The 12220-nt window shown below is 57.8% G+C and carries 8 protein-coding genes; all 8 read right to left on the bottom strand.

Features of this window, described 5'->3' with window-relative positions; all coding sequences use genetic code 11:
- Positions 1-97: 97 nt before the first annotated feature.
- A complete protein-coding gene (locus GYN08_RS15555; protein ID WP_408015073.1) occupies positions 98-1570 on the bottom strand; it encodes an MATE family efflux transporter in 1473 nt (490 codons plus the stop codon).
- A 92-nt stretch (positions 1571-1662) separates the two neighbouring features.
- Positions 1663-2853, bottom strand: a complete 1191-nt coding sequence (locus tag GYN08_RS15560) for a GGDEF domain-containing protein (protein WP_166275871.1) — start codon at positions 2851-2853, stop codon at positions 1663-1665.
- A gap of 21 nt (positions 2854-2874) precedes the next feature.
- Positions 2875-3396 (bottom strand): GNAT family N-acetyltransferase, encoded by a 522-nt coding sequence (locus GYN08_RS15565; protein WP_166275873.1) that lies wholly within the window; start codon positions 3394-3396, stop codon positions 2875-2877.
- A 502-nt stretch (positions 3397-3898) separates the two neighbouring features.
- On the bottom strand, positions 3899-6355 hold the full coding sequence (locus tag GYN08_RS15570; RefSeq protein WP_166275875.1) for a glycogen/starch/alpha-glucan phosphorylase: 2457 nt from the start codon (positions 6353-6355) through the stop codon (positions 3899-3901).
- A gap of 265 nt (positions 6356-6620) precedes the next feature.
- Positions 6621-7724, bottom strand: a complete 1104-nt coding sequence (glgD, locus tag GYN08_RS15575; RefSeq protein WP_166275878.1) for a glucose-1-phosphate adenylyltransferase subunit GlgD — start codon at positions 7722-7724, stop codon at positions 6621-6623.
- Between the two features lie 290 nt (positions 7725-8014).
- Entirely contained in the window at positions 8015-9157 is a 1143-nt protein-coding gene (locus GYN08_RS15580) for a glucose-1-phosphate adenylyltransferase (protein ID WP_166275880.1), read from the bottom strand.
- 507 nt (positions 9158-9664) lie between these two features.
- Complete coding sequence (locus GYN08_RS15585; RefSeq protein ID WP_166275882.1) at positions 9665-10471, bottom strand: energy-coupling factor transporter transmembrane component T family protein; 807 nt, start codon at positions 10469-10471, stop codon at positions 9665-9667.
- The gene (locus GYN08_RS15590) at positions 10468-12141 is read right to left on the bottom strand and encodes an ABC transporter ATP-binding protein (RefSeq protein ID WP_166276167.1); all 1674 of its coding nucleotides are present in this window, start codon (positions 12139-12141) and stop codon (positions 10468-10470) included. The genes GYN08_RS15585 and GYN08_RS15590 overlap by 4 nt, the downstream gene beginning before the upstream one ends.
- Positions 12142-12220: the final 79 nt, after the last annotated feature.

A 12220-nucleotide genomic window follows, 5' to 3' on the forward strand; every position in this document is an offset into this window, starting at 1 on the left:
TGGATCGGATAGCGGAAACCGCCGTTTGCGAAAAGGGCTCATATAACGGCCGGCAAGGGGACGCGGAACCGGCGTCTTTGCAGCCGCGTTCTTGTGTTTATACCGAAGGAGCGGCCGGCGGTACGAGGTTCTCGCCCTGCTCCGGTTCGTCGTGCTGCACGAGCGAGTGTTTTTTCCATACCCGGCTCTTCCAGCGCATGTACATGATGGCGACGCGAATCCATTCGTCGGCGGCGATCGCCAGCCAGATGCCCGGCAGGCCCATGTTGAACTGGAACACCAGCACGTAGCCGAGCGGCAGGCTGATGCCGACCATCGAGACGAGGCCGACGTAGACCGGGAACTTGGCGTCGCCGGCGGCGCGCAGCGAACCGATCACGATCATGTTGAACGTACGGGCCGTCTCCAGCACGATGCTGAGGACGAGCACCTGCGTCGCCATCCGGATAACGTCCGCGTCTTCCGTGAAGATGCCGACCAGCGGATGGCGCAGCAGAATGACGACGAGGTCGACGACCACCGTAATGACGATCGCGCGCTTGACGCTGCTCCATACCTGATGATAGGCGTCTTCCTTGCGGTTGGCGCCGACCAGGCGGCCGACGATGATGCCGGTTCCGATCGCGACCGCGACGGCGAACAAATAAATGAACATCGAGATATTCGTCGCATACTGCCGTGCCGCAAGCGCCTGAGCGCCGAGGAACGTGGCATAGAAAAAGAAGATCATCTGGCACGACTGGTACGTAATCTGCTCAAGCGCGGACGGAATGCCGATCTTGAGAATCTTCATGATATACTCCCGCGACAAATTCAGGTAGAACTTGAACTGAATGCGGACTTCCATGACCTGGTACAGCATCCACACCAGGAAGAAGACCGCGACCGCGCGGCTGATGACCGTGGCAAGAGCCGAGCCCTGCACGCCGAGCTGCGGGAAGCCCAGATGGCCGAACACGAGCAGGTAGTTGCCGGCCAGGTTCAAAGCGTTCATGCCCAGAGCGACGAACATCGTGGCCTTCGTCTGTCCGTAAGTTCGAATCGTGGCGGACAGCATGTTGATCAGCGCCTGCAGGAAAATCGCGCCGCCGACGATGGCCAGATAGGAATTCGCGTACACGAGGATGTCTCCGTGCAGATTCAGCATCGTCATCAGGTGCTGGCCGAAAATCAGGAAGATTCCGCTCATCAGCACGCCGAGCATCAGATTAAGCGTAATGGACAGTCCCGAGATCCGGGCGGCTTCGTAGTGATTCCGGGCTCCGATATATTGGGCGATAACGATAGCGGCACCGTTACCGACGACTTCGAGAATCAGGATGGCGATCGAGATCACCTGGTTGGCCGCCCCTACGGCAGCCACGGCATCGTCCGATACGGCGCTCAGGACGAGCGTATCGACGATCCCCATCAGCATAAACAGAAAAACTTCGAGGAAAATCGGCCAGGTCAAACGGAACAAGTTGAACTCTTTCTCCAGCGGCAGCCGGGTCGGAGCGGTACCGTTTTTGACTTGCATCTCTTCACCCTCCTTCGATCGTTCGTTTGGAAAACAAACGTATCTTAGCACGGCGAAGTTGAAAAATCAGCCCCCTTTTACGAAATTTCCTGAAAATTATATTTCAAGCTGTCAAAGTTCCTTTTTTGTATGGCATTATCCGCTCAGACCCGGACCTGTTCGAGCATGCTTTCGGAAGCCGCCGGAGTTTCGAAATGGGCCTCGGCGCGTTCCATTCGATTTCGCCCGCCCTTTTTGGCTTCATATAGGGCAAGGTCGCAGCATTTGTAAATCCGGTCCAGATCGGAACGATGTTCGGGGACGAAAGTCAGCGCGCCGATGCTGAGCGTATAAGAACCTTCCACCGCGGTACGCATGCGCTCCGCCAACAGAGTCGATTCCGCTTTCGTGGCGCCGGGCAGCAGAATCGCGAATTCGTCTCCGCCGTAGCGCCCGAACAGATCTTCCGGCCCCAGCTGGCGCGCCACCACTTCGCTCATTTCTCTCAGAACCCGGTCGCCGATATCGTGCCCGTATGTATCGTTGATTCCTTTGAAGCCGTCGATATCGAACAGCAAAAAAGAAACCGGGCGGCGGCGCTTGGCATATCGTTCCAACACGATCTGGGACTTGTTCAAAAAGGTCCGTCGGTTCCAGATTTGCGTCAGGTCGTCCAGACTCGCCAAACGCTGCAGCTCTTCGTCCGATTTCTGTTTGGCCAGCAGCACGAAGCCCGTGTTGCCCAGCATCATCGTCATGTAGGCCGAGATCGTAAACAAGCTTTGACTGACGTTCGCCGCCAAGACGCTTTCCGCGCCGTTTTGCGCGAACCAAGCCGCCGAAGCGCGCACGAACAGACAGGCGGCGACAAACGTATACAGGACGCCCATCAGCCTGCGCAGCGCCGTCGCTTTCCGCTGCGTCAGCAGGAGGAGGGCCGGCGGCGCGACCAACAAACCTGAAAATACGGAAGCCAGGGCAATGCGAAGCATTTCTTCATTGCGAAAAAAAACAATGCCGTTAAAGGACAAAATGGCCGTCGACACCAGAAGAAGGCCGAGTCTTCGGGCGCGAGGCGTAAGCGCCCCCTGCAGCCGCAGCAGCGCCCCCGCCTCGAAAGCCGTGCTGAGGAAGAGCAGCGTATTCGAAAGCGAGATTACGGCCAGCTCGCCGAGGCTTGCCTTCAGCAGCATAAACGTCCAAGCGCCCGCCTGGATCAGCTTGGCGGTAAAAAAGAGAGAGATCGAAGCGTCCCGGTTCTCGCTGAGACGATAGGCGCTCAGCAGCACGATGGTAAGCACATGTCCGCAAATCAGAAAAATATAGACGGTTTGCGGATCCAAATGAAAACTCATGGCGGTTGCTCACTCTTCCCTTCAGATCGTCAGCCGGGCGATGTCGCGCCAATGCAATGCGATTTCCGTAAAGGTTTCTTCCCCGATCCGAATCTGTTTGCGGTCGAGTTCTTCGCCTCCGAGTTTCCGGTAAAAATGAACGGCCGGGTTCTGCTCCAGCACCCATACCATCAACGAAAGGTACCCGCTCTCCCGCAGCCGCTCCACCATTTGGCGCATCATTCTGCGGCCGATGCCCTTGCGCTGTTCGCTCTGCAGCAAGTAGACGGCGTACAGCTCCGCTTCGCCGATCCGGCCCGTCTCGCGGTCGATACCGTAATCGAGAAATCCGCAAATTTGTCCCCGTTCGTTCTCGGCAACCATCACGCCTTCCCCGGGTTCCGGATCGGTCAAACGCTTCTCCCAACGGTTCCAGCGTTCCTCCACGGACAGCTGATCCAAGTAATCGTCCGAAATGACCCCTTTGTACGTCGTTTTCCAACTGTCGACATGAACCTGCGCAATGCCTGCGGCATCTTCGGGTCTGGCTAATCTTATCTTCATCAGGGTCGCTCCTCTGTAAAAAGTTCAGCCAACGGGGACACGCCCGCACCGCGTCTCGTCGGCCGGGATGATACATGTCGTCATTGAACGGTTCGGACGAAAAATTCGAAACGATGAACCTAAAGATAGTTAAGGATATAAGATTCGGCGCGTTCTTGCAAATTCCTGCCGAGGAAAGCAAGTTATTCCCAATGTTGTGCGAAGAGCACACAAGTCCCTTTCCACGCAAAAAAATCCGCTTCCGTGAGAGGAAGCGGATCAACGTGTCGAGAAAATCTAACGTAGCTAGAAGCGAGACGACGGAGAGAGAAATTCAGTGAAGGAACGATAGTGTTCGCCTTTGAAATCGAGAAAATCCCGCTAACATTTGATCCCTTTTCTCGATTTCAACACGCGACCGGAACGAATTTCTCTCGGAGTCGGCTCGCTTCTTCCTCCTACGTGACTTTCTCTACACTCTGATCCGCTTCCGTGGGAGGAAGCGGATTTTAAGCGAGTAGGATTAACGGATATTTGGGATGCCGGAACGGCTGCTCAAAGGCTTGATGCCCCAGATCTCCGTCGCGTATTCATTGATCGTGCGGTCGCCGGCAAAACGGCCGGATTTCGCGATGTTCAAAATGGCCTTTTTCGTCCAGCTTTTCGTGTTGAGATAATCCAGGCCGATCTGCTCCTGAGTCTGCGCATAGCTGGCAAAGTCGCGCAGAACGAAGTATTCGTCGTTGTGGCTCAGCAGCGAATGGTAGATCGGATCGAACGTTTGGCCGTTATGGCAGAACGGACCCGGATGAACGAGCTGATCCAGCACTTTTTTCACGCGCTCGTCGCTGTTGTAGATCGCCCCGGCGGAATAACCGCCTTCGCGGTAGTATTTCTCGACTTCTTCCACGCGCAGTCCGAACAGGTACATCCCTTCGTCGCCGAGCGATTCGTACATTTCGACGTTCGCTCCGTCAAGCGTACCGATCGTCAGAGCGCCGTTCATCATCAGCTTCATGTTGCCCGTCCCCGACGCTTCTTTACCCGCCGTCGAAATTTGCTCGCTGACGTCGGCCGCCGGAATGATTTTTTCCGCCAACGATACCGAGTAGTTTTCCAGGAAGAACACCTTCAGCAGGTCTTTGGTCTGCGGATCGTTATTGACCGTATCGGCGATATTGTTGATCAGCTTGATGATCTGCTTCGCCATATAATAGCCCGGAGCCGCCTTCGCGCCGAAGATGAACGTGCGCGGCGTGAATTCGAGCGACGGATTTTCCTTGATGCGGTTGTACATGTCCATGATGTGCAGCGCGCTCAACAGCTGGCGCTTATACGCGTGCAGACGTTTGACCTGAACGTCGAAGATCGAGTTCGTGTCGACCGCCATGCCGTGCTTTTTGTAAATGTAGGAAGCGAGACGCTCCTTGTTTTTATGCTTGACCGTGCGGATCTTATCTTGGAACACGGAATCGCCGGCATGCTTCAGCAGCTGCGTCAGTTCGTCCGGCCGGGTCTTCCAACCCGTTCCGATGACCCCTTCGATCACGCCGGCCAGGTCCGGATTGGCATGCATCAGCCAGCGGCGGTGCGTGATGCCGTTCGTTTTGTTGTTGAAGCGCTCCGGATAGAGTTCGTAAAAGTCCTTCATCTCGCGCTTTTTCAGGATGTCCGTATGCAGCGCGGCTACCCCGTTGACGCTGTGGCTGCCGTGGATTGCCAGATGCGCCATCTTGATCTGTCCGTTCGCGATGATCGCCATGCGGGAAACGCGATCCTGATCTCCCGGATACTCTTCGAGCAGCGAAGCGCAGAAGCGTCTGTTCACCTCTTCGATGATCATATAAAGACGCGGCAGCAGCTCGCGGACCATCTGCTCCGGCCACGTTTCGAGCGCTTCGCTCAGAATCGTGTGATTGGTGTACGATACGACGCGGGAAACGATGTCCCAGGCTTCCTGCCATCCGAAGCTTTTTTCGTCCAGCAGAATGCGCATCAGTTCCGGAATGACCAGCGTCGGATGCGTGTCGTTGATATGAATCGCGACTTTCTCCGGCAGACGGTCGTACGGCAGGCCGAGTTTGTCGAAGGTGCGGAGCACGCTCTGCACGCCGGCCGAACACAGGAAGTACTCCTGCTTCAGGCGCAGCAGCTTGCCTTCGTATTGGGAATCGTCCGGATACAGGAATTCGGATACCGTTTCGACCGAGCGTTTATAATCGAGGAAATTGTAGTAACTGCCGCCCGGACCGCCGAAGCCTTTGGTCGGATCGGCCGCCGATTCCGCGCTCCACAGACGCAGCGTGTTAACGGCCGCATTCTCGTAACCCACGACCGGAACGTCGTAAGGCACGGCCCAGACGTCTTCGCCGTTTTTCGTTTCGTACGTGTAGTTTCCGTCTTCTTTTTCCACGACTTCGACGTTGCCCCAGAAGCGAACGTTCAATCTTTTGTCGTCGCGGCGGACTTCCCAGACGTTGCCTTTTTGCAGCCAGTAGTCCGGCAGTTCGACTTGGTGGCCGTCGATGATCTTCTGCTCGAACAGGCCGTATTTGTAGCGGATGCCGTTGCCGTGCCCGGCGTAGCCGAGCGAGGCGAGCGAATCGAGGAAACAAGCCGCCAGACGGCCGAGACCGCCGTTGCCGAGGCCCGCATCCGCTTCGTATTCTTCGATATCTTCCAGGTCCCAGCCCAGTTCGCCGAGTCCTTCGCGCACCATTTCCAGCACGCCCAGGTTCAGCAGGTTGTTGCCGAGCAGGCGGCCTATCAAGAATTCCATGGAGAAGTAGTAAACCTGGCGTTCGCCCTGCTCGGTGTACGCGCGGTTGGTCGCCGCCCAGTCCTGGCCGATCCGCTCGCGGATCATGCTGCCGAGCGCGGCGTATACGTCGTCCTCCGTCACTTCGTTCATTTGGCGTCCGGTCTTGCCGACAAGCCTTTGTTTGAACTCCTGTTTAAAACTTTCTTTATTGGTAAACATGGTTGAGCCCCTTTCCCATTTCGCCGAACCGGGTTCGGCGGCGGACGAATAAAGTATGGTTTTCTCTACAACGACTCAGCCGTCAGGGTATCGTTAAGAGTATAGCAAGATATAAAAAAGCCTTCCACACCCGGGTCCCCCTTGAGGGAACCGGAACAGAAGGCTTGTGGTTTCGATTATATATCGGTCAGCAAGCGGACTTTTTAAACCCTTTTTCTGCCGAAGCATGTCGAATTTTACAGTTAGCAAGCTTGGTAATACCGGATCAGATCGTGCTGCGCTTGGCGATCACGAACGGTCTTCGGGAATCGCCGACCAGCGTCCGATTCTCCGTCAGCTGCACGTCTTTGTCGAGAATGACGTTCTCCACGATCGCTCCCGCTTCGATCACGCATTTCTGCATGATGATCGAGTTGATGACCTTGGCGCCTTTCTCCACCTTCACGCCGCGGAACAGGATGCTGCCTTCGACTTCGCCCGCGATCCGGCAGCCGTTGGCCACGAGAGAGTTGCGAACGTCCGCGCCCTCGAGGTACTTGGTCGGCGCTTCGTATTTGATCTTCGTGTGCACCGGCATATCTTTCGAGAACAGCTGATTGTATTTTTCCTGATCGAGCAGCTCGAGACTGTTCTTATAGTAGCTTTCGACCGAGTTGATGACCGCATGATAGCCTTTGTACTCGTAAGCGGCGATCTTCAATCCGTTCGGATTTTTAAGGATGGCGTCGCGGAAGAAGTAGCTGTCCCCGTGCGCGATGCAGTATTCCATCTGCTGCATGAACAGGCTCTTTTCCATGATGAACAAGTCGATGTAGACGTTGTGATGGCCCTTCTCGTTATGGATGCCGGTCACGAAGCCGTCTTCGCCGACCTCGACCCGGAAGCACGGATCGTGTTCCGCTTCGGGCAGATCGATGTGCTTGTACACGACCGTCACGTCCGCGCCCGATTTTTTATGATAGGTCGCGAGATCGCAGAAGTCGACTTTGGACAGATGCTGGCTGCCCGAGTGCACCACGTATTCGCCGGTGCTGCGGTCGAAGAAGTCGCGGTTGTTGTGCATATGCTGCAGATCGCCCGCCGAGATATCGGTCGGGTCGTTCCAATCCGGCGGCAGAACGAACAATCCGCCCCGCTTGCGGTCAAGATCCCAAGGGCGTCCTTCGCCCAGATGGTCGAGCAGCGAGCGGTATTTGCGGCGGACGAACAGCGCGATGTCCTGTACGCCGGCGCTCATCATATTGGACAGCGCGAAGTCGATCAGCCGGTAACGTCCCGCGAAGGGAACGGCTGCGCCCGCACGAAAATACGTCAGTTCGTTTAATTGGTCCAGCTCGTGATCCAAATTGATTACACCCATGAGTTTCATGGTTTCACCGTCCCTTTTCTGCTGTCTTTAATTGGTTTTTAAAATCCTATTCGTTGGAGAGGCTTGAAAGCTGCGGGAGAAGTTCGTTCAAGCCGCTGTCTCGCCCGAAAAGCGGAATCGAATTTAAAAAAGGAATCTTTCCGGGTTCAAAGGCGTCTTGCACTGAATTTCCCCCTTCGCTTACGACCTCGCAAGAGAATCGGAAATTTTTAAAACCTTTTTTTGGTTTGGTCAGTAAGGCGTATCGCCGTTTGGACGGCGAATTTTCGTCGCCTTTGATCACTTGGTGATCAATAAGGCGTATCGCCGTTTATCAATAAAATTTCGCTGTCGTCTTCGCGGCCTTCGCCGATGACGGTACCGTCCGGAATCACTTTGCCCTGGTCGACGATCGCGCGGTGGATGCGCACGTTGCGCCCGATCTTCACTTCCGGCATGATGACCGATTCCGTGATCACGCTGCCTTCGCCGACTTCGACGCCGTAGAACAGCACGGAGCGCTCGACTTCGCCGCAGACGGTGCAGCCTTCGTTGACCATGCAGTTCTTCAGCTTGGCTTCCGGCGCGATGTACTGGGCGGGCTCGTTCGGGTTCCGCGTGTAAATGCGCCATTCCGGATCGTTCAGGTTAAGTTCCGGTTCGTCGTTCAGCAGGTCCATATTGGCTTCCCACAGGCTCGGAATCGTGCCCACGTCGCGCCAGTAACCTTCGAACGGATACGCGTACAGCGACAGGCCGTCTTCCAGCATCTTCGGTACGACGTCCTTGCCGAAATCGTGCGAAGATTCGCTGTCCGGCTTGTCGATGTCTTCCACCAGATACTTGCGCAGCACGTCCCATTTGAAGATATAGACGCCCATCGACGCCAGCGTGCTTTTCGGCTGCTTCGGCTTTTCGTCGAATTCGTAGATGCGCAGATCGTCGTGCGTGTTGATCATGCCGAAGCTCGGCGCTTCTTCCAGCGTGACGTTGATGACGGAAATGGTGCAGTCCGCCCCTTTTTCCTTGTGATAATCGAGCAGTTTGTTGTAATCCATTTTATAAACGTGATCGCCCGACAGCACCAGCAGATGCTCGGGATCGTATTGGTCGATAAATTTGAGATTCCGCGAGATGGCGTCGGCCGTCCCCCGGTACCAACTGCTTCCGTTTTCCCGCTCGTGCGGAGGCAAAACAAATACGCCGCCGTTTTTGCGGTCCATGTCCCAATCGCTTCCGACGCCTATGTAAGAATGCAGCACGAGCGGCTCGTACTGGGTCAGCACCCCTACGGTGTCGATGCCGGAATTGGTGCAGTTGCTAAGCGGGAAGTCGATAATGCGATACGTTCCGCCGAAATAAACGGCAGGCTTGGCCAAAGATTTGGTCAATCCTTTCAGTCTCTTTCCCTGTCCGCCGGCCAGCAGCATGGCAATCATTTCTTTTTTCTTCATTCAGACGAACCTCCTCGGCAGTATATACGGTTGTAAGCAGGGCGGAGCGGTCTCCGCAGATGTCTTGACGCTCCAAACGGGAAAACGAAAAATACGACTTGCCAAGATTCTTCCGATGGTTAAACAAGACAGACAGGATAAAACCACATAAACATCTTTAACCCCGGCAGCAGGTTTGGAATCGTCGAAAACCGGGATTTTCGGAAGAAAAAAGCGATAATGAAAGGTGTTGGACGGTGCAAACGATTGAACTGGGACAGGATAAAAAAATTCGGCAAACTCTTCCTCCATCGTACCATATGCTGTAAAAAATAAAATATTTATGTAAGCGTTATGAAAGGTCGTTTTCCTGCCGGGCTGCAAGCGCCGATCGTTCGCGTTCCAAAAAAAGAGCCCGGCGTTTCGCTGTTCGAATAGCGAAAACCGGACTTCATGACGAATCGGCACATGCGAGAAGCCTTTTGAGCGGGCGGCGGCCGATTCAAGGAACGGGCAGGCGCTGACGCGTCAAGGAACCATCCGCATATCGCCGAGGTTGAATACGGGCAGCGCCTGCGCCAGCAGCAGAGCCGCCGCCGTCGCTCCCGCCAGCAGCAGCAAAGCGGCCGCGTCGCTTCGCGTGACCGGCGACGAATAATAGTAAGTACGCCGGCTGCCGGCGTCGAAGCGTTTGACCTCCATCGCGGCGGCCGTTCGCTGGGCGCGCCGGATGCTCTGCGCCAGCAGAGGCAGCGCATATCGCTCCGGCAGGCGCAGCAGGGCGCCGGCGCGGGAGCCGCTGCCGGAACCGCGCACGGCCAGCGCGTCGCGCCGGATGCGCAGTTCCTCCAGCGCCATCGGCATCAGCCGGAGCGATGCCATAAAGCTGTAGGCGTATTTCGGACTCAGCTTCAGCCGCTGCATAAGCGCGTAGAACAATCCGGTCGACGAGGTTGTCAGCACGAACAGCAGCCCCTGGCAGCCGAAAGCGATGGAGCGGAAGCCCAGATGCAGGCCGCGGTAGAAGCTTTCCTTCGAGATCGCGACGGGTCCGAAAGACCACCAGATCTCGCTGCCTTTGCCGAACAGGATCATCGTCAGCGACGCGGAAGCGAACGCCAGCGCGAAGCCGGAGGCCAGCAGCGCCGTTTTCCAGATCGGATAACCCGAAGCGGCAAACAGCAGCAGCAGAAACACGCACGCCAGATAAAACGAAGCGTCGATCCGGTGCGTCAGCATCGTCACGACGAACAGGAGCACGAACAGCGCCAGCTTGACCGCCGGATTCGCCCGGTGCAGCCAGGTCCTTCTGGAAGGTTCGAAAAACCGTTTCATGCTTCGCCCCCCTCTGCCAGTCGGACGCGGGAAGCACGCGGACGCCCCGTCGATTCCGCGGAGACCAGTCTGCCGCCTTCGACCCGCCATACCTGCGTCGCCAGACGCTCGGCGATCTCGTTTTCGTGCGTAATCATCAGAACCGCATGTCCCGAAGCGCGAAGCTCTTCGCACAGATCGAGCATCGCGAAAGCGTTTCGGGCGTCCTGCCCGAACGTCGGCTCGTCGAGCAGCAGCAGCGGCTTGTCCGACACGACCGCCGAAGCGACGCTCAGCCGGCGTTTCTGGCCGAGCGAGAGCAGATACGGATGACGGTCGGCGTAGTCGCCGAGACCGAACCGATTCAAGCATTCGTCCGCCCGAAGGGCGATTCCGGCTTCGGCCCCGGAGCCGGGTTTCGTTCGGCGCCTCGGCAGGCCCAGACGGGCGAGCACGCTTCGGCGGCCGGCATTCCGCGCCGCTTCGGCTTCGCCGCGAAGCGTGAAGGCCACCTCGTCCAGCACCCGGTTCGTCACGAACTGGAACTCGGGATTTTGGAAGACGAAAGCGGCGCGCTTCGCCGCCGTCTCGCGCACTTCCCTGCGGCCGACGGGCGCATCCGCGCCGTACCGGCATTCGCCCTCCCGGGGCAGCAGCCCCATCAGGCCGAGCAGCAGCGAGCTCTTGCCGGCGCCGTTGGGCCCGGTCAGCGCGATCAAGTCGCCGGGCATGACGGCGGCGGATTCCACCGCGCAGACGACCTTCCCGCCGCGCAGCACGCGGAAGTTTTCGAGGCGCAGCAGCGGCTCGGAAACCTCGCCGCTTTCTTGCGCCGGAAGAACGGCGCGGGCCGTTATCCGCTGCTCCGGCGCCGCCCCGTCAAGTCCCTTCCCGCTAATTCCCCGGCCGTACGCGTCGTCCCACGCCTCCGGATACCAGATGCCGTACTGCCGGAGTTCCGCGCGGTAGCGGCCGAAGATCGCGGCCGCGCTTCCGTCGGCCATGATGCTGCCGTCGTCCCGGAACAGGACGACCCGGTCCACCCAATCGAGCACTTCCTCGATCCGGTGCTCGACGATAATGACGGTACGCCGCTCGCAGACGCGGCGCACCGCTTCCCAGATCGTGCGCCGCCCCTCGGGATCGAGCAGCGCGGACGGTTCGTCGAGCAGCAGCGTATCCGGCTCCAGCAGCAGGGCGGACGCCAGCGCCAGCCGCTGCTTCATCCCCTGCGACAGCGATCCGATCGGCACGTGCGGGTCGGGCAGATTCAGCCCTACCTGCAGCAGCGCGGCCTCGATGCGAGGCATCATCTCTTCTCTCGGGACGGCCAGGTTTTCCAGCACGAAGGCCAGTTCCTCGTCCACGTAAGGCATGCAGAATTGGGTATCGGGGTCCTGGAAGACGATCCCCGCCGATTCCGGCACCTTCAACCGCTCCGCTTTAAGCGGCACTTCCGTTACGCGCGGAATAATCCCGCCGAGCACCTGCAGCAGCGTCGATTTGCCGCAGCCGCTCGGACCGAGCAGCAGCACCTTTTCTCCGCGCCGGATCTTCAGCGACAGATCGCGGAAGAGCAAATCCGGCGCGCCCGGAAATTTCAGGCGCAGACCGGCGGCTTCGGCCGCCGGCTCTTCGCTCTCTTCCCGCGTGGGCCGCCCGGCGCCGTCCGGCTCCGCGGCTCCGGGCATAGACACTCGTTCCTCCAGCGGCCCAAGCTGCAGCTGAACGTTCTCCCGCTCCGCCGATTCCCCGTCGGGCTTATGCGGC

The organism is Saccharibacillus alkalitolerans (genome assembly GCF_011090185.1).
GTDB lineage: Bacteria > Bacillota > Bacilli > Paenibacillales > Paenibacillaceae > Saccharibacillus > Saccharibacillus alkalitolerans.

What these genes read in the sequence shown, in the direction of transcription:
- GYN08_RS15560 (WP_166275871.1), bottom strand. Translation starts at nt 2,853, where the DNA reads ATGAGTTTTCATTTGGATCCGCAAACCGTCTATATTTTTCTGATTTGC.
- GYN08_RS15565 (WP_166275873.1), bottom strand. Translation starts at nt 3,396, where the DNA reads ATGAAGATAAGATTAGCCAGACCCGAAGATGCCGCAGGCATTGCGCAG.
- GYN08_RS15570 (WP_166275875.1), bottom strand. Translation starts at nt 6,355, where the DNA reads ATGTTTACCAATAAAGAAAGTTTTAAACAGGAGTTCAAACAAAGGCTT.
- glgD (WP_166275878.1), bottom strand. Translation starts at nt 7,724, where the DNA reads ATGAAACTCATGGGTGTAATCAATTTGGATCACGAGCTGGACCAATTA.
- GYN08_RS15580 (WP_166275880.1), bottom strand. Translation starts at nt 9,157, where the DNA reads ATGAAGAAAAAAGAAATGATTGCCATGCTGCTGGCCGGCGGACAGGGA.
- GYN08_RS15585 (WP_166275882.1), bottom strand. Translation starts at nt 10,471, where the DNA reads ATGAAACGGTTTTTCGAACCTTCCAGAAGGACCTGGCTGCACCGGGCG.
- GYN08_RS15590 (WP_166276167.1), bottom strand. Translation starts at nt 12,141, where the DNA reads ATGCCCGGAGCCGCGGAGCCGGACGGCGCCGGGCGGCCCACGCGGGAA.